At 61.7% G+C, this 25,122-nt stretch carries 37 protein-coding genes; 2 read left to right on the top strand and 35 right to left on the bottom strand.

Going from position 1 to position 25,122, the window contains the following annotated elements:
* Position 1: 1 nt before the first annotated feature.
* From msrP to BAC01S_RS25510, 4 genes are all read right to left on the bottom strand, one after another.
* Positions 2-1,003, bottom strand: coding sequence for a protein-methionine-sulfoxide reductase catalytic subunit MsrP (msrP, locus tag BAC01S_RS25525; protein WP_027797311.1), 1,002 nt, complete (start codon positions 1,001-1,003; stop codon positions 2-4).
* A gap of 124 nt (positions 1,004-1,127) precedes the next feature.
* On the bottom strand, positions 1,128-2,360 hold the full coding sequence (gene ccsB, locus BAC01S_RS25520) for a c-type cytochrome biogenesis protein CcsB (protein ID WP_027797310.1): 1,233 nt from the start codon (positions 2,358-2,360) through the stop codon (positions 1,128-1,130).
* Positions 2,361-2,364: 4 nt separating this feature from the next.
* Positions 2,365-4,632, bottom strand: coding sequence for a cytochrome c biogenesis protein ResB (locus BAC01S_RS25515; protein ID WP_027797309.1), 2,268 nt, complete (start codon positions 4,630-4,632; stop codon positions 2,365-2,367).
* Between the two features lie 109 nt (positions 4,633-4,741).
* Positions 4,742-5,401, bottom strand: a complete 660-nt coding sequence (locus BAC01S_RS25510) for a c-type cytochrome (protein WP_027797308.1) — start codon at positions 5,399-5,401, stop codon at positions 4,742-4,744.
* Positions 5,402-5,648: 247 nt separating this feature from the next.
* Between BAC01S_RS25510 and yihA the strand changes: the two genes are divergently transcribed.
* Both yihA and hemB read left to right on the top strand, forming a co-directional pair.
* The gene (yihA, locus tag BAC01S_RS25505; protein WP_027797307.1) at positions 5,649-6,320 is read left to right on the top strand and encodes a ribosome biogenesis GTP-binding protein YihA/YsxC; all 672 of its coding nucleotides are present in this window, start codon (positions 5,649-5,651) and stop codon (positions 6,318-6,320) included.
* 322 nt (positions 6,321-6,642) lie between these two features.
* A complete protein-coding gene (gene hemB, locus BAC01S_RS25500; RefSeq protein ID WP_027797306.1) occupies positions 6,643-7,641 on the top strand; it encodes a porphobilinogen synthase in 999 nt (332 codons plus the stop codon).
* A gap of 105 nt (positions 7,642-7,746) precedes the next feature.
* Here the strand turns inward: hemB and dsbD are convergent, their stop codons facing one another.
* From dsbD to rpsJ, 31 genes are all read right to left on the bottom strand, one after another.
* On the bottom strand, positions 7,747-9,702 hold the full coding sequence (gene dsbD / locus BAC01S_RS32570) for a protein-disulfide reductase DsbD (RefSeq protein ID WP_084168859.1): 1,956 nt from the start codon (positions 9,700-9,702) through the stop codon (positions 7,747-7,749).
* Positions 9,695-10,021 (bottom strand): divalent-cation tolerance protein CutA, encoded by a 327-nt coding sequence (gene cutA / locus BAC01S_RS25490; RefSeq protein ID WP_027797305.1) that lies wholly within the window; start codon positions 10,019-10,021, stop codon positions 9,695-9,697. Before cutA ends, dsbD begins: the two co-directional genes overlap by 8 nt.
* 227 nt (positions 10,022-10,248) lie before the next feature.
* Positions 10,249-10,641, bottom strand: coding sequence for a 50S ribosomal protein L17 (gene rplQ / locus BAC01S_RS25485; RefSeq protein ID WP_027797304.1), 393 nt, complete (start codon positions 10,639-10,641; stop codon positions 10,249-10,251).
* A gap of 143 nt (positions 10,642-10,784) precedes the next feature.
* Positions 10,785-11,762, bottom strand: coding sequence for a DNA-directed RNA polymerase subunit alpha (locus BAC01S_RS25480; RefSeq protein WP_027797303.1), 978 nt, complete (start codon positions 11,760-11,762; stop codon positions 10,785-10,787).
* Between the two features lie 124 nt (positions 11,763-11,886).
* Positions 11,887-12,510, bottom strand: coding sequence for a 30S ribosomal protein S4 (gene rpsD, locus BAC01S_RS25475; RefSeq protein WP_027797302.1), 624 nt, complete (start codon positions 12,508-12,510; stop codon positions 11,887-11,889).
* Positions 12,511-12,662: 152 nt separating this feature from the next.
* Complete coding sequence (rpsK, locus tag BAC01S_RS25470) at positions 12,663-13,067, bottom strand: 30S ribosomal protein S11 (protein WP_017777173.1); 405 nt, start codon at positions 13,065-13,067, stop codon at positions 12,663-12,665.
* 28 nt (positions 13,068-13,095) lie between these two features.
* Complete coding sequence (gene rpsM / locus BAC01S_RS25465; RefSeq protein ID WP_027797301.1) at positions 13,096-13,461, bottom strand: 30S ribosomal protein S13; 366 nt, start codon at positions 13,459-13,461, stop codon at positions 13,096-13,098.
* A 35-nt stretch (positions 13,462-13,496) separates the two neighbouring features.
* On the bottom strand, positions 13,497-13,613 hold the full coding sequence (gene rpmJ, locus BAC01S_RS25460; protein WP_027797300.1) for a 50S ribosomal protein L36: 117 nt from the start codon (positions 13,611-13,613) through the stop codon (positions 13,497-13,499).
* A 21-nt stretch (positions 13,614-13,634) separates the two neighbouring features.
* Entirely contained in the window at positions 13,635-13,853 is a 219-nt protein-coding gene (gene infA / locus BAC01S_RS25455; protein WP_004521905.1) for a translation initiation factor IF-1, read from the bottom strand.
* An 8-nt stretch (positions 13,854-13,861) separates the two neighbouring features.
* Positions 13,862-15,208, bottom strand: coding sequence for a preprotein translocase subunit SecY (gene secY, locus BAC01S_RS25450; RefSeq protein ID WP_027797299.1), 1,347 nt, complete (start codon positions 15,206-15,208; stop codon positions 13,862-13,864).
* 59 nt (positions 15,209-15,267) lie between these two features.
* Positions 15,268-15,702 (bottom strand): 50S ribosomal protein L15, encoded by a 435-nt coding sequence (rplO, locus tag BAC01S_RS25445; protein ID WP_027797298.1) that lies wholly within the window; start codon positions 15,700-15,702, stop codon positions 15,268-15,270.
* A 30-nt stretch (positions 15,703-15,732) separates the two neighbouring features.
* Entirely contained in the window at positions 15,733-15,915 is a 183-nt protein-coding gene (gene rpmD / locus BAC01S_RS25440; RefSeq protein WP_004202755.1) for a 50S ribosomal protein L30, read from the bottom strand.
* A gap of 11 nt (positions 15,916-15,926) precedes the next feature.
* Positions 15,927-16,445 carry a 30S ribosomal protein S5 gene (gene rpsE, locus BAC01S_RS25435; RefSeq protein WP_027797297.1) on the bottom strand — a complete coding sequence of 173 codons (519 nt, stop codon included), beginning with the start codon at positions 16,443-16,445 and terminating at the stop codon, positions 15,927-15,929.
* A 14-nt stretch (positions 16,446-16,459) separates the two neighbouring features.
* Complete coding sequence (gene rplR / locus BAC01S_RS25430) at positions 16,460-16,825, bottom strand: 50S ribosomal protein L18 (RefSeq protein WP_027797296.1); 366 nt, start codon at positions 16,823-16,825, stop codon at positions 16,460-16,462.
* A 12-nt stretch (positions 16,826-16,837) separates the two neighbouring features.
* Positions 16,838-17,368 (bottom strand): 50S ribosomal protein L6, encoded by a 531-nt coding sequence (rplF, locus tag BAC01S_RS25425; RefSeq protein ID WP_027797295.1) that lies wholly within the window; start codon positions 17,366-17,368, stop codon positions 16,838-16,840.
* A gap of 18 nt (positions 17,369-17,386) precedes the next feature.
* Complete coding sequence (rpsH, locus tag BAC01S_RS25420) at positions 17,387-17,782, bottom strand: 30S ribosomal protein S8 (protein WP_027797294.1); 396 nt, start codon at positions 17,780-17,782, stop codon at positions 17,387-17,389.
* Between the two features lie 14 nt (positions 17,783-17,796).
* Complete coding sequence (gene rpsN / locus BAC01S_RS25415; protein ID WP_027797293.1) at positions 17,797-18,102, bottom strand: 30S ribosomal protein S14; 306 nt, start codon at positions 18,100-18,102, stop codon at positions 17,797-17,799.
* A 7-nt stretch (positions 18,103-18,109) separates the two neighbouring features.
* Positions 18,110-18,649: a 50S ribosomal protein L5 gene (gene rplE, locus BAC01S_RS25410; RefSeq protein WP_027797292.1), complete on the bottom strand. Its 540-nt coding sequence runs from the start codon at positions 18,647-18,649 to the stop codon at positions 18,110-18,112.
* Between the two features lie 16 nt (positions 18,650-18,665).
* Positions 18,666-18,974 carry a 50S ribosomal protein L24 gene (gene rplX / locus BAC01S_RS25405; RefSeq protein ID WP_027797291.1) on the bottom strand — a complete coding sequence of 103 codons (309 nt, stop codon included), beginning with the start codon at positions 18,972-18,974 and terminating at the stop codon, positions 18,666-18,668.
* 9 nt (positions 18,975-18,983) lie between these two features.
* Positions 18,984-19,352: a 50S ribosomal protein L14 gene (gene rplN, locus BAC01S_RS25400; protein ID WP_027797290.1), complete on the bottom strand. Its 369-nt coding sequence runs from the start codon at positions 19,350-19,352 to the stop codon at positions 18,984-18,986.
* Between the two features lie 369 nt (positions 19,353-19,721).
* A complete protein-coding gene (rpsQ, locus tag BAC01S_RS25395; protein WP_027797289.1) occupies positions 19,722-19,994 on the bottom strand; it encodes a 30S ribosomal protein S17 in 273 nt (90 codons plus the stop codon).
* Positions 19,991-20,185 carry a 50S ribosomal protein L29 gene (gene rpmC / locus BAC01S_RS25390; protein ID WP_007180130.1) on the bottom strand — a complete coding sequence of 65 codons (195 nt, stop codon included), beginning with the start codon at positions 20,183-20,185 and terminating at the stop codon, positions 19,991-19,993. The genes rpsQ and rpmC overlap by 4 nt, the downstream gene beginning before the upstream one ends.
* Positions 20,186-20,195: 10 nt before the next feature.
* Complete coding sequence (rplP, locus tag BAC01S_RS25385; RefSeq protein WP_027797288.1) at positions 20,196-20,612, bottom strand: 50S ribosomal protein L16; 417 nt, start codon at positions 20,610-20,612, stop codon at positions 20,196-20,198.
* Positions 20,613-20,614: 2 nt separating this feature from the next.
* Positions 20,615-21,406 (bottom strand): 30S ribosomal protein S3, encoded by a 792-nt coding sequence (rpsC, locus tag BAC01S_RS25380; protein WP_027797287.1) that lies wholly within the window; start codon positions 21,404-21,406, stop codon positions 20,615-20,617.
* A gap of 11 nt (positions 21,407-21,417) precedes the next feature.
* Positions 21,418-21,747 (bottom strand): 50S ribosomal protein L22, encoded by a 330-nt coding sequence (gene rplV / locus BAC01S_RS25375; protein WP_004199272.1) that lies wholly within the window; start codon positions 21,745-21,747, stop codon positions 21,418-21,420.
* 12 nt (positions 21,748-21,759) lie between these two features.
* Positions 21,760-22,035, bottom strand: a complete 276-nt coding sequence (gene rpsS, locus BAC01S_RS25370; RefSeq protein WP_027797286.1) for a 30S ribosomal protein S19 — start codon at positions 22,033-22,035, stop codon at positions 21,760-21,762.
* Positions 22,036-22,045: 10 nt separating this feature from the next.
* Positions 22,046-22,873, bottom strand: a complete 828-nt coding sequence (rplB, locus tag BAC01S_RS25365) for a 50S ribosomal protein L2 (protein ID WP_027797285.1) — start codon at positions 22,871-22,873, stop codon at positions 22,046-22,048.
* A gap of 2 nt (positions 22,874-22,875) precedes the next feature.
* Positions 22,876-23,190: a 50S ribosomal protein L23 gene (gene rplW, locus BAC01S_RS25360; protein WP_027797284.1), complete on the bottom strand. Its 315-nt coding sequence runs from the start codon at positions 23,188-23,190 to the stop codon at positions 22,876-22,878.
* Positions 23,187-23,807 (bottom strand): 50S ribosomal protein L4, encoded by a 621-nt coding sequence (gene rplD / locus BAC01S_RS25355; RefSeq protein WP_027797283.1) that lies wholly within the window; start codon positions 23,805-23,807, stop codon positions 23,187-23,189. The genes rplW and rplD overlap by 4 nt, the downstream gene beginning before the upstream one ends.
* Entirely contained in the window at positions 23,807-24,466 is a 660-nt protein-coding gene (gene rplC, locus BAC01S_RS25350; RefSeq protein ID WP_027797282.1) for a 50S ribosomal protein L3, read from the bottom strand. Before rplC ends, rplD begins: the two co-directional genes overlap by 1 nt.
* Before the next feature lie 209 nt (positions 24,467-24,675).
* Positions 24,676-24,987 (bottom strand): 30S ribosomal protein S10, encoded by a 312-nt coding sequence (rpsJ, locus tag BAC01S_RS25345; protein ID WP_017777154.1) that lies wholly within the window; start codon positions 24,985-24,987, stop codon positions 24,676-24,678.
* Between the last annotated feature and the right edge of the window lie 135 nt (positions 24,988-25,122).

Raw genomic sequence — 25,122 nt, 5'->3', positions numbered from 1 at the left:
CTCAAAAGTTCTTGCGCAGATCCATGCCCTGATACATCGACGCCACCAGGTCGCCGTAGCCATTGAACATCAGCGTCTTGCGCTTGGGCGTGAAGAACCCGTCCTCGCCGATGCGCCGCTCCGTGGCCTGGCTCCAGCGCGGGTGATCGACGTTCGGGTTCACGTTCGAATAGAAACCGTACTCGTTCGGCGCGTAGGTGCTCCAGCTCGTTGGCGGCTGCGCCTCGACGAAGCGGATCTTGACGATCGATTTCGCGCTCTTGAAGCCGTACTTCCACGGCACGACGATGCGCACGGGCGCGCCGTTCTGGTTCGGCAGCACCTGGCCATACAGCCCCACCGTGAGCAGCGTCAGCGGATTCATGGCTTCATCCATGCGCAGCCCTTCGGAATACGGCCAGTTGATGATGGGATCGGAGATGCCCGGCATCTGCGAAGGGTCCGCCAGCGTGATGAACTGGACGTAGCGCGCATTGCCGGTGGGCTGGGCGCGGCGAATCAGTTCCGAGAGCGGCACACCAACCCACGGAATCACCATCGACCAGGCCTCCACGCAGCGGTGCCGGTACACGCGCTCTTCGAGCGGCGCGAGCTTGAGGATCTCGTCGATATCGTAGACCTTCGGATTCTTGACCTCGCCCTCCACGCTCACGCGCCACGGAAGCGGCCGCAACGTATGGGCGTTCTCGGCCGGGTCGCTCTTGTCGGTGCCGAACTCGTAGAAGTTGTTGTACGTGGTCACGTCCTTGTAGGGCGTCACCTTGTCGGGCACGACAAACTTCGTGTCGGTTTTCGCGGGAAGCTTCTGCGCCTTCGGATCGGGCGATGCGTACTCCGCATGGGCGCGCGTCGCGCCGAACGTTCCCGCGATACCGCCAAGCGCCAGCGCGCCCGCCGCCTGCAGCAAACGCCTGCGCTGTTCGAACACCTTTTGCGGCGTAATCTCGCTCGCCGGGATGTCGTCACCGTTGAGGAGGATCGTGCTGCTACGCCTGATCAACATGTTGCTGCTCCTATGTCGTCCACATCACCACTAACACGCGCATCGGGCGAATCTTCCGTCGGAACGAAAAAAAACCGCCGGTGCGAAGCATCCGACGGTTAGTTCGTCCTGCGGGTGGCGAAAGTTACAGCTTGCCGTAACTATGCAGACCCGAAAGGAACATGTTCACGCCCAGGAAGGCGAAGGTGGTCACGAGCAGGCCCGTGAGCGCCCACCAGGCGGCAATGCCGCCGCGCAGGCCCTTCATGAGCCGCATGTGCAGCCACGCCGCGTAGTTGAGCCAGACGATCAGGGCCCAGGTCTCCTTCGGGTCCCAGCTCCAATAACCGCCCCACGCCTGCGCGGCCCAGAGCGCGCCGAGGATCGTCGCGATCGTGAAGAACGCGAAGCCGACGGCGATCGACTTGTACATGACGTCGTCGAGCACCTCGAGCTCGGGCAGGCGGTCCGCCAGCACGCCGCGCTCCTTCAGCAGGTAGGAGACGCCCACCATGGCCGCCAGCGCGAAGCTGCCGTAGCCGATGAAATTGGCCGGGACGTGAATCTTCATCCACCAGCTCTGCAGCGCGGGCACGAGCGGCTGGATCTGCTGCGCGTCGCGCGAAATCGAGTACCACATCAGGAAGCCGACGGCCGCACTGATCACGAGCAGCACGAAGGCGCCGAGCGCACGCGTGTTGTAGTGCTTTTCGTAATACAGATAGAAAAGCGCCGTAATGAGACTGAACAGCACGAACACTTCGTAGAGATTCGAGATGGGAATGTGGCCGACGTCGGCGCCGATCAGGTACGACTCGTACCAGCGCACCATCATGCCGACGAAGCCCATCAGCACCGCCGCCCACGTGAGCCGGGTGCCGATCGCGCCGCCCGTCTCCGAACGCGAAAGGAGGCCGAGCCAGTAGAAGAACGTCGCGAGCACGAACAGCGCGCTCATCCAGAGGACGGCCGACTGGCTCGAGAGGAAGTACTTGAGGAAGAAGGCTGAATCGGCGCGCGAGAGGTCGCCCTGGTAGAGCTGGATCGCCCCGATCGAGATCACCGCGATCGCGGCCATCAGCAGGCGCGACGGCTTCCAGCGCCAGCCGAGCACGACAAGCGCCGGGGCCACGCCGCACAAAACCAGCTTGTCGTAGTAGTTCATGTGCGCGTGGTAGCGGTCCAGCGCGAAACCCGCGCCGGCCACTAGCGCCAGGGCGAACAGCCAGTCCACCACCGAAAGGCGGCGCAGGAAGGGGCGCTCGTCGAACAGCGCGTCATCGGGCAAGCCGTGCGCACCCTCGCGCGCGGCGCCCGCAGCCGCCGCGCGGTTGGCGCGGCGAGCATTGGCGGAAGAAGAAACCTGGGTCAAGTCCATGGGCTTACCGGTGTTGATCGTGAGAATCCGTGGATCGAGGCGCACGGTCCGAACCGCTTTCGCCCCCTTCGCCGCCGTCACTTTCCGGTGTGGCCCGGGGCGCTGCGCCCAGCGCGCGGCCAACCGCGTCGCGGGTGCGAGCGAACTCCTTTTCGAAGTCCAGGGTACGGCGTGCGGTCGACATCGCCATGATCACGTCCACGCCGTGATGGTCCTGATGGTTATTGTCGCTGCCTGCATCCTTCAGCCAGAACCACAGCCGCCGCTCGCGCACATAGAACATCGAGAAGATGCCAAGTACAAGGAGCAAGCTGCCAAGATACACGACTTTTTTTCCAGGTGCGCGCGTCAACTGAAATACCGAAGCTTGCACCTGCTTGAATGAATCGAGCTGTAGATAGACCGGCGCGCCGTACAGAAAGCTGTCCGAAACCGCGTTGATCGAATCCTGCACGAAGCGCGCGGAGTCCGGGTCGGGCGCGAGATCGGGCTCGCCGGCCTGCTCGCGTGCGAGCTGCCAGAGGTCCCACGTGGCCCCTTCCAGCATGCGCAGCAGGAGCCCTGCCGCCTTCTCCTGCTGATCCTTCGGCACCGACTTGTCGATAAACGCCGCCACCGCCTGAAAGCCGCCCGCGTCCTGCGGATCGGCAGGCTTCACGGCGGACTGGCCCGTGCCCGCGAAAAGAGTCAGCACGCGCAGGGCGCTGTCCTCCAGATGCTGCTGGAGCTCCTTGTTCGAATCGGGGACCGAGCGCAGTGCGAAACGATGCGCCGCCGCGGCACGCAACGCCGGATCCTCGTAGGCCGCGCGCAGCATCATCCACTCCTTCGGGGTGCCGCCGCTGTCGGCCGGAATGCGCAGGTAGCGGAACGGATCGTCGGGGTTCTCGCGCACGCCCGCGAGGAACAGGCGCGCGCCGCCCACGTCCACGGGCAGCATGTAGTTGTTGTACTCGCGCGCCTGGCCGTCCTTGTCGCGAATCTTGTACTGCACCGAAGGCCCGACGTTGTGCAGGTCGAGCGGCTTCGACGACTTCGCGCCCGAGCCAAGGCGCTCGTCGAACGCCTCCTTGAGCGATTGATGCGCCACGCCGCGCACGTCGTTCGCGCCGCTGCCGTTCGAAATGTTTTCGACGTTGATCGCGCGGAAATCGGCGAACTCGATGGTCTGGCCGTCCACGCCCGGCACCGTCTCGCCCGCCGGGAGCTTCAGCGGCGAGGCATTGCCGATCGTGCCGCCCACCGGGAAGCTCTTGGCGCTAGCGCCGGCCATGGGCCAGGCGGTCATCGACATCTGCGAGCCGCCGTCCTGGAAGCTCGACTGGTAGATCGACACGCCGTCGTATTCGAACGGCTCGTTCACCTCGACGCGGGCCGGAATGCGCTGGCCGGTCTTGTGGTCGATCACGACGATATCGCTCGCGAAGAGCTTCGGCATGCCGGTCGAGTAGTAGTCGACGATGAACTTGTTCAGCTGGATCGAGAACGGCAGGTCCTGGATCAGCGAGCCGTCGGGCTCATTCAGGATCGCCGTGGAGACGTATTGCCCCTCCGGCACCCAGGCATAGCCGCGGAACGTCGGGTTCGACGTGGAAAGCCGGTGCTCGGGCGGAATATCGTTGATGACGGCGTTGCTGCGGATCGGCGTCTTGTCGAAGAGCCACATCTGGAGCTTGATCGGCAGGTTGCTGTCGAGCAGGCCGCCGACGCAGATCACCACGATCGCGAGGTGGGCGAAGATGTAGCCGACTCTCGTGAGCGCCCCGCGCTTGGCTGCGATCAGCGTCGCGCCTTCGGATTCGCGCGTGACGAAGCGATAGCCGAGCCGCTGTGCCAGCTTGCCGAGCGCTGCGGCGGCCTCCTCGCGCGACGCGTCGGCAACCGCGAATTCGCCTTTGTGATGGAACGCGCGCAGGCTGCTTTCGCGGACCTTGTCCTTCCAGCTCTTCATGTCGGCGATCATCTTCGGGCCGTTGCGGATCACGCACAGCGAGATCGACGTGACGAGAAAGCCGAGGATCGTCATGAACCACCAGGCGCTATAGACCGTGTAGAGACTCAGCGACCGGAAGATATCGGCCCAAAACGGACCAAACTGGTTGACGTAATTGGGGTATGGGTCGTCCTGAGTAAGAACCGTGCCGATGATGCTCGCAATGGCAAGCACCACGAGCAACGCGATGGCGAAGCGCATGGAACTCAACAGCTCCACGCCACTCCTCACCGCCTTCTGGCGCACGTTCAACTGCAAACCCTGCGTGGTGACGCTCATTCAAACTCCGCTTCTAATGGCGATTCGACTCGCCAGACAGCAAAAAAGGGTGCAGGGCTGTCAGCGCCCTCACCCTTTTCTTGTTCTTCAGCCGGCACGCGCCGGCCTTTCAGTGCAGGCCGGCCGCGTAATCGGCAACGGCCTTGATCTCGTCGTCCGAAAGCCGGTGCGCGATCGTGTGCATCGCCTCGTTGTTGTTGCGCGTGCCCTGCTGGAAGGCGTCGAGCTGCGCGACGATGTACTCGGACCACTGCCCCGAGAGCCGCGGATACTGGATCGGAATGCCCTGCCCATTCGGGCCGTGACACCCGGCACAGGCCGGCACGCCCCGGTCGGCAATGCCCGCGCGCCAGATCTTCTGGCCGAGCGGCACCGTATTCGCATCGTGCGCATAGCCGGGCTTGGGTGTCTGCGAGGCGAACCAAGCGGCGGCGTTAATCATATCCTGATCCGAAAGCGCCGAGGCCATGCCGGCCATAATCGCGTTATTACGCGCAGGAGGCTTGCCACCCTGCGGTTTGAAGTCTTTGAGCTGTTTGACGAGATACTCGGCGTGCTGGCCCGCGAGCTTGGGATAGGCGCCGCCCGAGCTGTTGCCGTCCGCGCCGTGACACGCAGCGCACACCTGTGAAGCGATGGCCTGGCCACGGGCAAGATCCGGTTTGGCGGGCTCCGCCGCCGCGTGCGCCAACATCATCGAGGAACCTGCCGTAAGACCTGCCGCTATCGCAAATACGAGGCACTTCAAGGACTTGCACAGTCGATTCATTCGCGCACCTTGTTTCGTATTGTGGGAATCAGGTTCTGCAAAGTACGACGGCGACCGATCTACCTCGAAGGCCCGCGCCGGCCTCACGGGTATTCAGTAAACCATCGCATTGTACAATAGCGCGGTGGACGCAACCGCGCCAGTCGGGCCTCGCCCCGATGCCCCTTAATCGTTCCCGGCCGCTTTCCGGGCCTGCTGATCGACCAGCCTGCACCGGTCAGCTTGTCTCACCGTGTGGTTTCCCCAGATGGCCTTTCTGCTGCATCAAGCCCGCTTCTTCACGACCGTGAACCACCTGCGCGACCTGCCCGCCACGGCGCGGCCGGAAATCGCGTTCGCCGGACGTTCGAATGCCGGCAAGTCCACCGCGATCAATCTGCTGTGCAATCAGAAGCGGCTCGCCTTCGCCTCGAAGACGCCGGGACGCACCCAGCACATCAACTACTTCGGCGTGGGCCTGGCGGACGATCCCGCGGGATATCTGGTCGACTTGCCCGGCTACGGCTATGCCGAAGTGCCGGAGGCCTCGAAGGCGCACTGGGAAGCTCTGCTGTCCCAATATCTGAAGACGCGCGCACAGCTGTGCGGCCTGATTCTGATGATGGACGCACGCCGCCCGCTCACGGAACTCGACCGCCGCATGATCGAGTGGTTCGCGCCGACCGGCAAACCCATCCACGCGCTGCTGACCAAGTGTGACAAGTTGACGCGGCAGGAATGCACGCTCGCGCTGCGCACGACGAAGAAAGCCTTCGACGAATATCGTCAGCAGGGCTATGAAGGCGAACTGAGCGCGCAGTTGTTCTCGGCGCTCAAGCGCGTGGGACTCGACGAGGCGCACGCGTTGATCGAGAGCTGGCTCGTGCCGGCCGCCGACACCGCTACCTCAGACGAAACCCCGGCAAGCCCCGCCCCGTAACGATCTTCTACGCGTGCGCGGGCCGCGGTCGGCACCTGCGGGGGCGCGCTTCCTTTTTCGAGGCCCCGCGCGGCGCACGCCGTAGCGTCCGTTCGCATGCGTCTTGCACATTTGTGCCGCACATAAAAAAACCCGCCGTAAGTGCCGGCGGGCTAAACAGCCTTATCGAAAAACGACAGGCACCCGCTCAGGGAGGAGAAGCGGGGAGTTCGGCGCAGGGCGCCTCGCTCGATCGGTATGATATACCATTGTCCCGAAAAGTTTCCGGGGGCCCGGAAACGCCGTTCGATTCACGCGCAGTTCGAACCCTCCCATTGCCGTCATGAGCTTCTATCCTCATCATCGTCCGCGCCGCATGCGCCGTGACGACTTCTCGCGCCGCCTGATGCGCGAAAATCTTCTTACCACGAACGATCTGATCTATCCCGTGTTCGTCGTCGCGGGCAACAACGTGCGCGAAGCCGTGCCGTCGATGCCCGGTGTCGATCGCGTGTCGGTCGATCTCCTGATGGGTGTCGCCGAGCAGTGTGTCGAGCTTGGCGTGCCGGTGCTGTCGCTGTTCCCGGCTATCGATCCCGCACTCAAAACGCCCGACGGCATCGAAGCCACGAACCCGGACGGGCTGATTCCGCACGCCGTGCGCGAACTGAAGAAGCGCTTTCCCGACCTGGGCGTGCTGTGCGATGTCGCGCTCGATCCGTACACGAGCCACGGCCAGGACGGCGTGCTCGACGAGAACGGCTACGTCATCAATGACGAGACCGTCGAGATCCTCGTCGCGCAGGCTCGCACGCAGGCCGAAGCCGGCGTCGACATCGTCGCGCCGTCCGACATGATGGACGGCCGCATCGGCGCGGTTCGCGAGATGCTGGAGAGCGAGAACCACATCCATACGAAGATCATGGCGTATTCCGCCAAATATGCTTCGGCCTTCTACGGACCGTTCCGCGACGCGGTGGGTTCGGCGTCGAACCTGGGCAAGGGCAACAAAATGACCTACCAGATGGACCCGGCCAACACCGACGAGGCGCTGCGCGAAGTCCGCCTCGATATCGAGGAAGGCGCGGACATGGTGATGGTCAAGCCCGGCATGCCGTATCTCGACATCGTGCGCCGCGTGAAGGACGAATTCCGCTTTCCGACCTACGTGTACCAGGTGAGCGGCGAGTACGCGATGCTCAAGGCGGCGGCGCAGAACGGCTGGCTCGACCACGACAAGGTGATGATGGAGTCGCTGTTGGCGTTCAAGCGCGCGGGCGCGGACGGCATCCTCACGTACTTCGCGCTCGACGCCGCGCGGATTCTGCGCGCCCAGAAGTAAAGTCCTGTCACGCTCGGCTTAGTTTAGTTCACCCAGGTGATTGGCAATGAGAAAGGGCACGTCGATTTCGACGTGCCCTTTCTCTTTTGAGCGTGCGAGATTCGATCAGGACTGCGGAACGGGCGAGGCCATCAGCGCAGCCGGCTGATCGAGCCGATCGAGCCGCGCGAGGAAGCGGTCAGCAGGCTCGTAACCCACGACACGCAATACTTCGTGGCCCTTACCGTCGAAGAAGATGATGCCCGGCGGTCCGAACAAGCCAAATCGCTTGAGCAGCGCCTGGTCGCCGGCATTGTTCGCGGTGACGTCGGCGCGCAGCAGATCGAGCGCCTTGAGCCGCGCCTGCACGCGCGGGTCGCTGAACGTGAACTTCTCCATCTCCTTGCAGCTCACGCACCAGTCGGCGTAAAAGTCGAGCATCGCCGGCTTGCCCGAGGCGCCGAGCGCCGCGTCGAGCTGCGCCGGCGATGCGACCGCGGCAAACGCCAGATCGTTTGCCGCGGATGCGTTTGCGGGCGCTCCGGCCGTAACGGCCGTCGCGTTCGCGCCGTCCATGCGCGAAGCGAGCACGGCTAATGGGCGCAGCGGATCGGTCGAGCCCGCTGCAAGACCGACCAGCAGCGTTGCGGCCCAGATGGCGAATGCCGCTCCGAGACCGCGGCCGAGGCGTCGCCAGACGCTTGAGCCACCCGCGTTAGGCGAGAAGAGCCCCAAGGTGGCCGCGGCAAAGAGCAGCCACAGCGCCGCAAGCAGCATCTGCGCCGCCGCACCAAGCACCGGCCACACGATCCAGAGCGCGGCGGCCAGCAAAACGACGCCAAAAAACACCTTCACGCCGTCCATCCAGCTACCCGCGCGAGGCAACAGCGTGCCGGCGCCGAGCCCGATGATCATGAGCGGCACGCCAAGACCGAACCCCATCGCGAAGAGCGCGGCACCGCCGAGAACGGCGTTCCCGGTGTGCGCGATGAAAGCGAGCACGGCGAAGAGCGGCGCGGTCATACACGCGCCCACGACGAGCGCCGAGAGCGCGCCCATTACCGCGACGGCGGCGAACCTGCCGCCCGAGCGGCCCTGTGAAGCACGCGAGGCGCCGTCCTGCCAGCGTTGCGGCAAGGCGATGTCATAGCCGGCGATCAAGGTGAGCGCAAACGCGGCAAGCAGCAATGCGAACGCTCCGAGCACCCAGGGGTTCTGCAGCCACGCGCCGAGACTTTGTCCGACGAGCGCCGCCGCGATGCCGAGCACGGTGTAGACGAGCGCCATGCCGAGCACATAGACGAACGACAACGTGAAACCGCGCGCACGCGTTACGCGCGCCCCTTCGCCAACGATGATCGCCGAGAGAATCGGAATCATCGGATACGAGCACGGCAGGAGGCTCAGCACCATGCCCGCGACGAAATAGAGGCCCACCACGGCGAAGAAACCTCCGCCTTGCAGCAGCGACTGCGCATAGTCGGCGCTCGTGGCACGCTCGTACCAAGGCTCACCGATGCCGGCTGGCGCGGGTGCGGGAGTGCCCTGCGCGGCTGGTTCTGCCGCACCCGCTGTCACACCCGCCGCCGCGCTTGCCGCCGTACCCGGTCCCGCCGGCTGCAGTGCGGCCCCGCTCACGTGATAAACATGCTCCGCCGGCGGATAGCACACGCCGGCATCGGCGCAGCCCTGCGACGTTACGGCGAGATCGAACGGACCACTCGCTCTCTTCACCGGCACACGGATCGTCAGTTCGCCGCGATAGGTTTCGACGTTCTTCTGGAAGGTGGGATCAAACTTGACGTGACCCGGCGGAATATCCACCGTGCCCAACGTAGCCGTGCCGTTGCGCGTCGCGAAAGCGAAGCGCTCCCGGTACATGTAGTAGCCATCCGCGATCTTGAAATGTACGTCGACTTCGCCGGGCTGCTCCGCCGCGCTGAAGCCGAAGGCCTGATCGGGCGGCAGGAAATCGTCGTCCGCATGGGCGAGCGGCAGCGCCGCGAACATCGAAAGCGTGCAGCAAAGGAGCAACAGGAGGGACAACGCGGCGCGCAGGCACCGTTCGAAGCGGTTAAACATGGATAGGACGCTGAGTTTCGGCATTGACCCACTTCCCGTAAGCGTTCGACGCCGTGACCTGCCACGAGAGGATCTCAGGCGTGTCGTAGGGATGCTGGGTCTGGATGAACTGTTCGAGGTCGGCCGCGCGGGCCATGCTCGTCTTGAAGAGCAGTTGAATCTCGTCGGCGGATTCGATCTGGCCTTGCCAGTGATACTGCGAATGAACCGCGCCCAGCCGCGTGACACACGCCGCCAACCGCTGCGCAAGCGCGCCCGCCGCCAACCGGTCGGCGGTCGCGGCGTCGGGCACCGTGGTCAGCATCAGGGTCACATTCAGGGTCACGGCGAACTCCGGCGCAAAACTTCAGACTGGACGTTATCGTACCACCGGCCGCCAAGGCTTTCCGGCCGCGGCCAGCCCGCTCGAAGGCGGGCGCCAACGCGAAAAGCACACGCGACTTCACGGAACAAACACCAGCGCACCGCATTTATTCCAGGGCCGAAAACAAAAAAGCCAGGCTAGGCCTGGCTTTTTTGCATAACGGCTGGAGCGCCGCAGGAAGCTTATTCCGCTTCTTGCACGTTCTCTTCCGCAACTTCCGGACGATCGAGCAGTTCGACCAGTGCCATCGGAGCGTTGTCGCCCACGCGGAAACCGAACTTCAAGATGCGCAGGTAGCCGCCCGGACGGTTCGCGAAGCGCGGACCAAGCACGTCGAACAGCTTCGTGACCGAGTCACGATCGCGCAGGCGGTTGAACGCCAGACGGCGGTTTGCCAGCGACGGCTTCTTGCCGAGCGTGATGAGAGGCTCGACAACCTTACGGAGTTCCTTCGCCTTCGGCAGCGTGGTCTTGATGACTTCGTGCTCGATCAGCGAGTTGGACATGTTACGGAGCATTGCCAGACGGTGGCTGCTCGTGCGGTTCAGTTTCCGCAGACCATGACGGTGACGCATTTCAGTTTCCTTGAAACAAAGTTTTGGTCCAGCTCTTCTATCGCCTCAGCGGGTTTGATACCCCACAACCAAAGCACGGGCCGGTACGTGAAAAAAGCAAGACGCGGATTTTAAAGGAAAATCCGCGTCCGTGCCAGACTTGCTTACTTGTCCAGACCAGCCGGCGGCCAGTTTTCGAGCTTCATGCCGAGCGTGAGACCGCGCGAAGCGAGCACTTCCTTGATCTCGTTGAGCGACTTGCGACCCAGGTTCGGGGTCTTGAGCAACTCGTTCTCGGTACGCTGGATCAGGTCGCCGATGTAGTAGATGTTCTCGGCCTTCAGACAGTTCGCCGAGCGAACCGTGAGTTCGAGATCGTCCACCGGACGCAGCAGGATCGGGTCGATCTGCGGTGCGCGCGACGGGGCTTCCGCCGCCGTTTCCGTGCCTTCCAGCGCTGCGAACACCGACAGTTGATCCACGAGGATGCGGGCCGACTGGCGGATCGCTTCCTCGGGCGAGATCACGCCGTTGGTTTCGATGTTCATCACGAGCTTGTCGAGGTCGGTACGCTGCTCGACACGCGCGCTTTCCACGGCGTAGCTCACACGGCGAACCGGCGAGAACGAAGCGTCCAGCACGATGCGGCCGATGATCTTGGCCGACTCGTCGCCGTAACGGCGCACGTTGCCCGGTACATAACCGCGGCCCTTTTCGACCTTGATCTGGACGTCGAGCTTGCCGCCCTTCGTCAGACGCGCGATCACGTGGTCGGGATTGATGACCTCGCAGTCGTGCGACAGTTCGATGTCGCCCGCCGTCACGACGCCTTCGGTTTCCTTGCGCAGTGTAACCGTCACTTCGTCACGGTTATGCAGCTTGAACACCACACCCTTCAGGTTCAGCAGCAGGTTGACCACGTCCTCTTGCACACCGTCGAGCGTCGAGTACTCATGCACGACGCCTGCGATCGTCACTTCGGTCGGCGCATAGCCGATCATCGACGACAGCAGCACGCGCCGAAGCGCGTTACCCAAGGTGTGGCCATAGCCGCGTTCGAACGGCTCCATGACTACTTTCGCGTGGTTGTCGCCGAGCGATTCCACAGCGATGATCTTGGGTTTCAACAAACTGGTTTGCATAGGTTTTCCTTTTCAATACCCTCGGCTCGTTACACCGATAAGGCTGAGATGGCAACAACCTGAAAAAAACAGCCGAGGCAGCCTCCTGCGCGAAGCACAGAGGTGACCCCGGCCGTCAATCCGATTAACGCGAATACAATTCGACGATCAGGCTTTCGTTGATGTCGCTAGCGATGTCGCTGCGCTCAGGCATGCCCTTGAACGTGCCTTCGAACTTCTTCGCATCGACAGCGACCCAGCTCGCCATGCCGCCTTGCTCGGCCAGCGACAGGGCTTCGACGATACGAGCCTGCTTCTTGGCCTTTTCGCGGATCGCGATGACGTCGCCTGCCTTGACTTGCATCGACGGGATGTTCGCGACGACGCCGTTCAGCGTGAGAGCCTTGTGGCCCACGAGCTGGCGCGCTTCAGCGCGGGTCGAAGCGAAGCCCATGCGGTACACGACATTGTCGAGGCGCGATTCGAGCAGTTGCAGCAGGTTTTCGCCGGTGTTGCCCTTGCGACGGTCCGCTTCCGCGAAGTAGCGGCGGAACTGGCGCTCGAGCACGCCGTAGATGCGCTTCACCTTTTGCTTTTCGCGCAGCTGGGTGCCGTAGTCCGACGTGCGGGCGCCCGACGTGCGGCCATGCTGACCCGGCTTGCTGTCGAGCTTGCACTTGTCGGCGAGCGAGCGTCGCGCGCTCTTCAGGAAGAGGTCGGTGCCTTCACGGCGGGACAGCTTGGCCTTCGGGCCGATATAACGTGCCACGTTGCTTTCCTTCGATAATTGATCACGCAAAACCTGCCGATTTCGCGCTAGTCCGGCTCTTTGAACCGAACGGTGGGCTTAGTCAATTCAATAACGCCGTCTGCCTGCGCGCGCCATTACCGGCGGCGCAGGCAGACGGCAAAAGCGGCGCCTTAGATACGACGGCGCTTCGGCGGACGGCAGCCGTTGTGCGGAACCGGCGTCACGTCGGAGATCGCGGTGATCTTGATGCCAAGACCATGCAGCGCGCGCACCGCCGACTCGCGGCCAGGACCGGGGCCCTTGATACGCACTTCGAGGTTCTTCACGCCGTATTCCATCGCCACGCGGCCAGCCGACTCGGCTGCGACCTGAGCTGCGAAGGGGGTCGATTTGCGCGAACCCTTGAAGCCCTGACCGCCCGAGGTTGCCCAGGCAAGCGCGTTGCCCTGACGGTCGGTGATCGTGATGATGGTGTTGTTGAACGACGCGTGAACGTGAACCACGCCCTCGGCGACGTTCTTCTTAACCTTCTTGCGAACGCGTTGCGCCGCGGTGTTGTTCGAAGCCTTAGCCATTACGTTTTCCTGTAACTGTCAGTTCCGCTTACTTCTTCAGCGACTGCGCTGCGCGGCGCGGACCCTTGCGCGTACGTGCGTTGGTACGCGTACGCTGGCCACGCAGGGGCAGGCCCTTGCGATGGCGCACGCCGCGGTAGCAGCCGAGGTCCATCAGGCGCTTGATGTTCATCGTCACTTCACGGCGCAGATCGCCTTCGACGACAAACTTGCCCACTTCCTCACGCAGCTTTTCGAGATCCGCGTCGTTCAGGTCTTTGACCTTCTTGTCAAACGGGACGCCAGCGGCAACGCAAATGTTGCGCGAGCGCGTGCGGCCAACACCGAAGATCGCCGTCAGGCCAATTTCAGTGTGCTGGTGGTTCGGGATGTTAACCCCTGCGATACGAGCCATTGTTTTTCCTCAAACAAAAAGCGCAAGCGCGCTATTCAGCCTTGACGCTGCTTGTGGCGCGGGTCCGTGCTGCAGATCACGCGAACGACGCCGTTGCGCTTGATGATTTTGCAGTTGCGGCACATGCGCTTTACCGATGCCATCACTTTCATGATATTACCCTTTTTCCTAAATCACTTCGCCCGGAACACGATCCGCGCACGCGACAGATCGTAAGGCGTCAACTCAACCGTCACCTTGTCGCCCGGGAGAATGCGGATGTAGTGCATCCGCATTTTTCCGGAAATATGTCCCAGCACGACATGGCCGTTCTCCAGCTTCACCCGGAAGGTAGCGTTGGGGAGGTTTTCGATAACCTCACCCTGCATCTGGATTACATCGTCTTTGGCCATAGGTCCTTTTAACGCATCGGGACGCCGCCGCCCTTGAAGTTAGCCTTCTTGAGCAACGACTCATATTGTTGCGACATCACGTACGACTGCACCTGCGCCATGAAGTCCATTGTGACGACGACAATGATCAGCAGCGACGTTCCACCAAAATAAAACGGCACATTCCAGCGCAGCACCAGAAATTCCGGCAGCAAGCACACGAACACGATATAAATCGCACCGGCCAGCGTCAGACGCGTGAGGATGCGGTCGATATAACGGGCCGTTTGATCGCCAGGGCGGATGCCAGGTACGAACGCGCCACTCTTTTTCAGGTTGTCAGCCGTTTCCCTGCTGTTGAACACCAGTGCGGTGTAGAAGAAGCAGAAGAACACGATCGCCAACGCGTACAGCAACACGTACACGGGCTGGCCGGGCTTGAGAGCTTCGGCCACGTTGTGCAGCGTGTCCGCGAACCAGCTGTTTCGCGAACCCGAACTGAACCAGTTCAGGATGGTTGCCGGGAACAGGATGATCGACGACGCGAAGATCGGCGGAATCACACCCGACATGTTCAACTTCAGCGGCAGGTGGGACGACTGCCCGCCGTAAATCTTGTTGCCGACCTGACGCTTCGCATAGTTCACGAGGATCTTGCGCTGGCCGCGTTCGATGAACACCACCAGGTACGTCACAGCCGCGATCAGCGCGACCACGATGATGGCTGAGAACGGACCCATCGAGCCGGTTTGCACCAGCGAGAAGAGACCGCTGATCGCATTCGGGAAGCCCGCCGCGATCCCGCCGAAGATGATGATCGAGATGCCGTTGCCAAGGCCGCGTTCCGTGATCTGCTCACCAAGCCACATCAGGAACATCGTGCCCGTCACGAGCGTCACAACCGTCGTCAGACGGAACACCATGCCCGGATCCACCACGAGGCCGGGCTGGTTTTCCAGCGCGACCGCAATGCCGAACGCCTGAAACGTCGCCAGCACCACCGTGAAGACCCGCGTGTACTGCGTGATCTTGCGTTGTCCTGCCTGCCCTTCCTTCTTCAGCGCTTCCAGCTGCGGCGAGACGATCGCCATCAGCTGCAGGATGATCGACGCCGAAATATACGGCATCACACCCAGCGCAAAGATCGTGAACCGGGACAGCGCGCCACCCGAGAACATGTTGAACATGCCCAGGATGCCGCCCGCCTGGCTCTGGAAGAGCTTCGCCAACTGGTCCGGATCAATGCCCGGAACCGGAATGTGCGCGCCGATGCGATAAACGACCAGCGCCAGCAGCAGGAACACTGCACGCCGGCGCAGGTCGCCGAACTTCGGAGCGCTCCGACCGGTTTTTGCGAGACTCGGGCTAGTAGCCAAGTAGCTTCTCCGATGCAGATGCTAGTGACGGCGGGCGAACCCGCGCGCACCACTCACAATCACTCGGCAAAAGAACCGCCTGCTGCTTCGATCGCAGCACGCGCGTTCTTCGTCGCACCCAGACCCTTGACGACGACCTTGCGCTTGATCTCGCCGGTGGCGATGATCTTCGCGCTCTTCGTCAGCTCACCAACGAGGCCTGCCTGCTTGAGGGCCAGCAGATCGATTTCGTCGACCGGCAGCTTCTCGATGTCGGCGAGGCGCACTTCACCGACGAATTCCTTCGTCAGCGAGGTGAAGCCGCGCTTCGGCAGACGACGCTGCAGGGGCATCTGACCGCCTTCGAAGCCGACCTTGTGGAAGCCGCCCGAACGCGATTTCTGACCCTTGTGACCACGGCCAGCGGTCTTGCCGAGGCCGGAGCCGATGCCGCGACCGACGCGACGCTTTGCGTGCTTCGCGCCTTCTGCCGGCTTCAGGTTATTCAATTCCATTTTCAACTCCTGGAGACTTTGGTCGACCGCTTAGCCGATGACCTTGACGAGGTACGAGACCTTGTTGATCATGCCGCGCACTGCCGGCGTGTCCTGCAGCTCGGAAACCGAGTTCAGGCGACGCAGGCCGAGGCCGCGCACGGTGGCGCGGTGCGATTCGCGGGTCCCAATCAGGCTCTTGACGAGCTGAACCTTGACAGTTTTTTCAGACATGGTGCCCACCCTTAGCCCAGAATGTCTTCGACGGACTTGCCGCGCTTCGCCGCGATGTCGGCCGGGGTCGACTGCTTGCGCAGGCCGTCCAGCGTCGCACGGACGAGGTTGTACGGGTTCGTCGAGCCGTGGCTCTTGGCCACCACGTTCTGCACGCCCATCACGTCGAACACGGCGCGCATCGGGCCGCCGGCGATCACGCCGGTACCTGCCTTCGCCGGAGCGAGGAGGACCACCGATGCGCCGTGCTTGCCGTGCACTTCGTGTTGCAGGGTGCCGTTCTTCAGCGGCACCTTGAACATGTTGCGGCGAGCCTGTTCCATCGCCTTCTGGACAGCGACCGGCACTTCCTTCGCCTTGCCCTTGCCCATACCGACGCGGCCATCACCGTCGCCAACCACGGTCAGTGCGGCGAAGCCGAGAATACGGCCACCCTTCACGACCTTGGTCACGCGGTTGACCGAAATCATTTTTTCGCGAAGGCCGTCGTCGCGTTCGTCAGCCTGAACTTTCGCTTGCATCTTTGCCATGACGAATTCCTTCCTTAGAACTTGAGCCCGGCTTCACGCGCGGCCTCAGCCAGCGCCTTGACGCGGCCGTGGTAGCGGAAACCCGAGCGGTCGAAGGCGACGGATTCGATGCCGGCAGCCTTGGCCTTTTCTGCGATACGCTTGCCGATCAGCATGGCAGCGGCGACGTTGCCGCCCTTGCCCGACTGGTCAGCCAGTTGCGCACGCACTTCGGCTTCGAGCGTCGACGCGCTGGCGAGCACCTTGGTGCCGCAGGGCGAGAACACTTGCGCATAGATGTGCGTGTTCGTGCGATGCACGGCCAGGCGCGCGACCTGCAGCTCAGCGATCTTGAGACGCGTCTGACGAGCGCGGCGCAGGCGAGATTGAGTCTTATCCATGATTGCGCACCCTTACTTCTTCTTCGTTTCTTTGAGGATCACAACCTCGTCGGCATAACGCACACCCTTGCCCTTGTAGGGCTCAGGCGGGCGATAACCGCGCACTTCGGCAGCGGTTTGGCCGACTTTCTGCTTGTCGATCCCCTTGATCACGATTTCCGTTTGCGACGGGGTTTCAGCCTTGACGCCTTCCGGCATCTGGTGCACCACCGGGTGCGAGAAACCCAGCGACAGGTTCAGCTTGTCGCCTTGCGCCTGAGCACGGTAACCGACGCCAACCAGCGTCAGCTTGCGCTCGAAGCCCTTCGTCACGCCTTGCACCATGTTCGCGACAATCGCGCGCATCGTGCCCGACATCGCATTCGCTTCGCGGCTTTCGTCAGCGGCTTCGAACTTCAGCGTGCCGTTGTCGTTCACCACCTTCACGAGGCGGTTCGCCGCCTGCGAAATCGTACCCAGCGGGCCCTTGACGGTAATCTTCTCGTCGCTGAGCGTCGCCTCTGCGCCTTGCAGCGCGATCGGGCTCTTACCTACTCGAGACATGTTTCTTCTCCTTCGGCGTTAAGCGACGTAGCAGATGACTTCGCCACCCACGCCATTGGCGCGAGCCTTGCGGTCCGTCATCACACCCTTGGGCGTCGAAACGATCGCAACGCCGAGGCCATTCATGACCGACGGGATGTCGTTGCGGCCGCGGTACACACGCAGACCCGGCTTCGAGACGCGCTCGAGGCGCTCGATAACGGGACGGCCAGCGTAGTACTTCAACGCGATGTTCAATTCCGACTTCGCACCTTCGGTCTTCACCGCGAAGTCGTCGATATAACCTTCGTCCTTCAGGACCTGCGCGATCGCAATCTTGACTTTCGACGAGGGCATTTGCACCGAAACCTTCTCGACCATCTGCGCATTGCGGATGCGAGTCAGCATATCGGCGATAGGATCACTCATGCTCATTTATGTTTCTCCTATTACCAGCTCGCCTTGGTGACGCCAGGGATCTCGCCACGGAACGCGATTTCACGAATCTTGTTACGTGCGAGACCGAACTTGCGGAACGTGCCGCGCGGACGACCCGTGATCGCGCAGCGGTTACGCTTGCGGGTCGGGTTCGAGTTGCGGGGCAGTTGTTGCAGTTCGAGACGAGCCGAGTAACGCTCTTCTTCCGACTTGCTTTGGTCGTCGATGATCGCCTTCAGCGCTGCACGCTTCGGTGCAAATTTCGCTGCCAGACGAGCGCGCTTCTTTTCACGTTCGATCAGTGCCAGTTTAGCCACGGTAACCTCAGTTTCTGAACGGGAACTTGAAGCCGGCGAGCAGTGCCTTTGCTTCTTCGTCGGTCTTCGCGGTCGTCGTGATGCTGATGTTCAGCCCACGCAGCGCGTCGATCTTGTCGTAGTCGATTTCGGGGAAAATGATCTGCTCTTTCACACCGATGTTGTAGTTACCACGGCCGTCGAACGCCTTGCCCGACACACCGCGGAAGTCGCGCACGCGGGGGAGCGCAACCGTCACGAAACGGTCCAGGAATTCGTACATTGCCTGGCCACGCAGCGTGACCATCGTGCCGATCGGATAACCTTCGCGGATCTTGAAGCCGGCGATTGCCTTGCGCGACTTCGTGACGACCGGCTTCTGGCCGGCGATCTTCGTGAGGTCGCCAACGGCGTGCTCGAGAACCTTCTTGTCAGCGACGGCTTCACCAACACCCATGTTCAGGGTGATCTTGGTGAGGCGCGGCACTTCCATGACCGACTTGTAACCGAACTTCTCGATCAGGCCCGGAACGACCTTCTCTTTATAAAATTCTTGCAAACGTGCCATTTTTTACTCCGCAGCGTCAGGCGCTCAGGACAGCACCGGTCGTCTTAAGGAAACGAACCTTCTTGTCCCCTTCGACCTTGATGCCTACACGCGACGGCTTGCCGTTCGCGTCGACCAGCGCGACGTTCGAAATCTGGATCGGCATCGCCTTGGCTTCCACACCGCCCGTCGTACCCTTCATCGGGTTCGGCTTCACATGCTTCTTCGCGATGTTGATGCCTTCGACAGTCACGCGCTCTTCACCAATGGCCAGCACGACGCCGCGCTTACCCTTGTCTTTGCCGGTGATGACGATGACTTCGTCACCCTTGCGAATCTTGTTCATCGCGACTCCTTACAGCACTTCCGGCGCGAGCGAAACGATCTTCATGAATCGTTCGCTACGCAGCTCACGCGTAACCGGCCCGAAAATGCGGGTGCCGATCGGCTCAAGCTTGGTATTCAAAAGCACGGCGGCGTTGCCATCGAACTTGATCAGCGAGCCGTCTTGACGGCGCACGCCCTTCGCGGTGCGAACCACAACAGCGTTGTAGATTTCGCCCTTCTTCACGCGCCCACGCGGCGTTGCCTCCTTGACGCTCACCTTGATGATGTCGCCAATGCTGGCATAACGACGCTTCGAGCCGCCGAGCACCTTGATGCACATGACTTCACGCGCACCCGTGTTGTCGGCTACTTCAAGCCGAGATTCGGTCTGGATCATGGTTTATCTTTCCCAACTTAATCCGGTCGCGCCACCATGGCACATCCGGTCAGTCTTGGTCCCGTCAGCCGCGCCGCCACTAGAACGACCGCTCAGCTGCTTGGGTTAGAACAGCAGCGACGGCAAACGAAACCGGCCATCGCATTCCGGTGAATCTTGCAGACCCGGACTGGCGCCCGGATTTTGCTTTCCCACCTGCTTCCGCCTGCCGCTTTGCCAACAGCAAGCCTCATAAAGAGGGAAGACCAAGACTATAACTCGATAATCTTGGTCTCGCAAGCGAAATCTTTAGCGATTTCAACAACTTCACTGCCCCGGGGTTTGACAGCTGCAGCCCCGGGGTAGTGTTACTGCCTTGCAGCTGCGTCTTCAGATGACGCGTGCCGCTTCGATCAGCTTCGACACGGTCCAGGCCTTCGTCTTCGAAATCGGACGGGTTTCCTGGATTTCCACGAGGTCGCCCTCGTTGTACGTGTTCGACTCGTCGTGCGCGTGGTACTTCTTCGACTGCACGACGTACTTGCCGTAGATCGGGTGCTTGACGCGGCGCTCGACCAGAACGGTGACCGTCTTGTCCATCTTGTTGCTGACGACTTTGCCGACCAGCGTCCGCTTAAGCGAGGTTTTCACGCTTTCGTTCATTTCTGGTTCGCCTTCTCAGTCAGGACGGTCCGCACACGTGCGATGTCGCGACGAACCTTCTTCAGCTGGCTCGTGTTCGTGAGCTGCTGGGTCGCGAGTTGCATGCGCAGGCCGAATTGCGCCTTAAGCAGGTCCGACAGCTCCTTGTTGAGCGCGGCCTGGTCTTTCTGGTGAAGTTCGGATGCCTTCATCATTCACTCCTTAGGCGCCGAGCTGGCGAACCATGAAGACCGTCTTGAGCGGCAGCTTGGCTGCAGCCAGACGGAAGGCTTCACGGGCCAGTTCTTCGGACACACCATCCATTTCGTACAGCATCTTGCCCGGCTGAATCTCGGCGACGTAGTACTCCGGGTTACCCTTACCGTTACCCATACGTACTTCCGCCGGCTTTTGCGAGATCGGCTTGTCCGGGAAGATACGGATCCAGATGCGGCCGCCACGCTTGATGTGACGCGTCATTGCACGACGCGCTGCTTCAATCTGACGCGCGGTCAGGCGACCACGACCGATAGCCTTCAGACCGTATTCACCGAACGAAACCGCGTTGCCGCGGGTTGCGACACCGGTGTTACGACCCTTCTGCTCTTTGCGATACTTCCTGCGTTTCGGTTGCAGCATCGTTATTCTCCACTCTTGCCGTCACCGCCGGCGCCACGGCGCGGTGCGCCACGACGGGCCCCCGGTGCGCCTTCGCCATCACGGCGCGGACGACGATCGCCCGGGCGCGCGTTGCGGCGCGGACGCTTTTCTTCGGCGACTTCTTCCACCACCGGTGCGTCGTTGCGGCCGAGCGTGTCGCCCTTGTAGACCCAAACCTTCACGCCGATGATGCCGTACGTCGTCTTCGCTTCCGAGGTTGCGTAGTCGATGTCGGCACGCAGCGTGTGAAGCGGCACTCGACCTTCGCGATACCACTCGGTACGTGCGATTTCGATACCGTTCAGACGGCCGGCGCTCATGATCTTGATGCCCTGGGCACCCAAGCGCATCGCGTTCTGCATCGCGCGCTTCATTGCGCGACGGAACATGATGCGGCGCTCGAGCTGTTGCGTGATCGAGTCGGCGATCAGCTGCGCATCGGTTTCCGGCTTGCGGATTTCTTCGATGTTCACGTGAACCGGAACGCCCATGCGCTTCTGGAGTTCGGCCTTGAGGAGTTCGATGTCCTCGCCCTTCTTGCCGATCACCACACCCGGGCGCGAGCTGTAAATCGTGATGCGAGCGTTCTTTGCCGGACGCTCGATCACAACACGGCCCACCGAAGCGTTCTTCAGCTTCTTCTTCAGGTATTCACGAACACCGATGTCTTCCTTCAACATCGCCGCGAAATTGTTGTTGTTCGCGTACCAGCGCGAAGCCCAATTGCGGCTGACGGCCAAACGGAAGCCAGTCGGATGAATTTTCTGTCCCATCGTATGGCTCCTTAATTCCCGACCGTCACAGTGATGTGACAGGATTGCTTCTCGATGCGGTTACCGCGACCCTTTGCGCGTGCGGTGAAACGCTTCAGCGAAGCAGCCTTGTCGACGTAGATGCTCTTGATCTTGAGCTCGTCGATGTCGGCGCCCTCGTTGTGTTCCGCATTGGCGATAGCCGAAAGCACAACCTTTTTCACGATGCCAGCCGCTTTCTTCGGCGAGAACGTCAGAACGTTCAGCGCCTTGTCGACCGGCAGACCGCGGATCTGGTCAGCCACAAGGCGCGTTTTCTGCGCCGAGATGCGGGCACCGCGATGAATTGCCTTCACTTCCATCTTGATTGCCCCTTATTTCTTGGCCTTCTTGTCGGCCGCGTGACCCTTGAACGTACGGGTCAGTGCGAACTCGCCAAGCTTGTGGCCGACCATGTTTTCCGTGACATACACCGGAACGTGTTGACGGCCGTTGTGAACGGCGATCGTCAGGCCGATGAAGTCCGGCAGGATCGTCGAACGACGCGACCAGGTCTTGATCGGTTTCTTGTCGCGCGTAGCTGCAGCCGCCTCAACCTTCTTCAGCAAATGGGCGTCGCAGAACGGACCTTTCTTGATAGAACGTGCCATTGCCTACTCCTTAACGCTTGTGACGGCGCTGGACGATCATGCTCGTCGTGCGCTTGTTGCTGCGGGTGCGGTAGCCCTTCGTCGGCGTGCCCCACGGGCTCACCGGATCGCGACCTGCAGCGGTCTTGCCCTCACCACCACCGTGCGGGTGATCGACCGGGTTCATTGCAACGCCGCGGACCGTCGGGCGGATACCGCGCCAGCGGTTCGCGCCAGCCTTGCCGATTTGACGGAGGCTGTGCTCTTCGTTGCCGACTTCACCGATCGTCGCGCGGCATTCGACGTGCACGCGGCGGATTTCGCCCGAACGCAGACGAACCTGCGCGTAGACGCCTTCACGTGCCAGCAGCATTGCCGACGTACCAGCCGAACGCGCCATTTGCGCGCCCTTGCCCGGCAGCATTTCGATGCAGTGGATCGTCGTACCGACCGGGATGTTGCGGATCGGCAGGGCGTTGCCCGCGCGGATCGGCGCTTCCGAACCCGACATCAGCTGTTGACCCACCGTCGCGCCCTTCGGAGCGATGATGTAGCGGCGCTCGCCGTCTGCGTACAGAACCAGCGCGATGTTCGCGCTACGGTTCGGGTCGTACTCGAGACGCTCGATCTTTGCCGGGATACCGTCCTTGTTGCGACGGAAATCGATCACACGGTAGTGCTGCTTGTGACCGCCACCCTGGTGACGCGTCGTGATGTGACCATTGTTGTTACGGCCGGCCTTCGAGGATTGCTTTTCGAGCAGCGGCGCATACGGCGCGCCCTTGTGCAGATCCTTGTTGACGACCTTCACCATCGCGCGGCGACCCGGCGAAGTCGGCTTAACTTTCACGATTGCCATGATTACTTGGCCTCCGCTTCAAAGTTGATTTCCTGGCCGGGCTTCAGGCAGACGTACGCCTTCTTCACGTCCTTGCGCTTACCCACGAAACGGCCAAAACGCTTGTTTTTGCCCTTCTGGACCAGCACGTTGACGGAATCGACTTCCACCTTGAACAGCAGCTCGACGGCAGCCTTGACTTCCTGCTTGGTCGCGTCCGGCGCGACTTCGAACACAACTTGTTCGTTCTTGTCCGCCACCAGCGTCGCCTTTTCGGAGATCACCGGCGCGAGCAGGACCTGCATCAAACGATGATCGTTCTTGCGAATCTCGCTCATGACAGCAACTCCTCGATCTGGGCGACCGCAGCCTTCGTGATCAGAATCTTCTTGAAGTAGATCAGCGAGAGCGGGTCGGCGAAACGCGGCTCAACGACTGCCACGTGGGGCAGGTTGCGCGACGCGAGATACAGGTTCTCGTCAACCGTGTCGGTAATGACCAGCACGGACTCGAGACCCATGGCCTTGAACTTGTCGGCCAGCAGCTTCGTCTTCGGCGCTTCGAGCGACAGCTCTTCGACGACCGAGATGCGGCCTTCGCGGGCCAACTGCGAGAAGATCGAGCAGAGACCTGCACGATGCATCTTCTTGTTGACCTTGTGCGAGAAGTTTTCTTCCGGCGAGTTCGGGAAAATGCGACCACCGCCGCGCCACAGCGGGCTCGACGACATACCGGCACGAGCACGGCCCGTACCCTTCTGGCGCCACGGCTTCTTGGTGGTGTGCTTGACCTGCTCGCGATCCTTCTGCGCGCGGTTGCCGCTACGTGCGTTCGCCTGATAGGCGACGACGATCTGGTGAATCAGGGCTTCGTTATAGTCACGGCCGAACACGACGTCCGACGCGTTAACGGCAGCACCTTCCTGACCATTGGCGTTCAGGAGCTTCAGTTCCATTATTCCGCTCCTTTCTTCACGCGAGCCTTGACCGCCGGCGTCACGAAAACCTTACCGCCCTTCGCGCCCGGAACAGCACCCTTCACGAGCAGCAGCTTGCGCTCTGCGTCGATACGTGCGATTTCGAGGTTTTGCACCGTCACGGTTTCGTCACCCATGTGACCGGTCATGCGCTTGCCCGGGAACACGCGGCCCGGATCCTGCGCCATACCGATCGAACCCGGCACGTTGTGCGAGCGCGAGTTACCGTGCGAAGCACGGCCGGATGCGAAGTTGTAACGCTTGATGGTACCGGCGTAGCCCTTACCGATCGAGGTGCCTTGCACGTCGACCTTCTGGCCTTCCGAGAAGAGATCCACACCGATCACCGCGCCATTCGACAGTTCGGCAGCCTTGGCGGCGTCGATCTGGAATTCCTTGAGGATTTCACCGGCTTGAACGCCAGCTTTGGCAAGATGACCTGCGAGCGGCTTCGTCACGCGCGATGCACGACGCGTACCGAACGCAACCTGAACGGCCGTGTAGCCGTCGGTTTCAACAGTCTTGATCTGCGTCACGCGGTTGTCGGACACGTCCAGCACGGTAACGGGAATCGAGTCCCCATCGGCCGTGAAGATACGGGTCATGCCAACCTTGCGACCTACGAGTCCAAGGCTCATCGTTTTCTCCATTCCCGACTGCGATTGGTCGGGGCTAATTTACAAAGTACCGGTGCTTTTCAGGGCGCTTTTGACAAGACAACCCCAAAGGGACGCACCGATTTTTTGCGCAAATGCGCGAAAAGACGTCAAGTATAACGTCCTTTCTCGTTTTCCGCAAGCAATCAAAGACTTAGCGCCGTCAGTCAGCCCGACAGCGCTGGAGGGTCTTACTGCAGCTTGATTTCGACGTCCACACCAGCCGGCAGATCCAGCTTCATCAGCGCGTCGACGGTCTTGTCCGTCGGGTCGACGATGTCCATCAGGCGCAGGTGGGTACGGATTTCGAGCTGATCGCGCGACGTCTTGTTGACGTGCGGCGAACGCAGGATGTCGAAACGCTGGATGCGCGTCGGCAGCGGCACCGGGCCACGCACGATTGCACCCGTCCGCTTCGCCGTGTCGACGATCTCGGCAGCCGACTGGTCGATCAGGCGATAGTCGAAAGCCTTCAGGCGAATACGGATTTTCTGGTTCTGCATGACGATTCCTTGAAAAGAGCGAGGCGGACTTGCTCCGCCAGACTAGATAAAGAGCGTAGGCCTTTCCCACGGCGGAGAGCCGCGGGAAAGGCCCGGATACTGCAACTTCTACAGCGAGCCGGATATTCTACCCGA

The organism is Paraburkholderia acidipaludis NBRC 101816 (assembly GCF_000684975.1).
In the GTDB taxonomy this organism is placed as follows: Bacteria; Pseudomonadota; Gammaproteobacteria; order Burkholderiales; family Burkholderiaceae; genus Paraburkholderia; species Paraburkholderia acidipaludis.
Note: the sequence above shows the minus strand (reverse complement) of the source record. Positions and strands in the feature narration are given on the sequence as shown.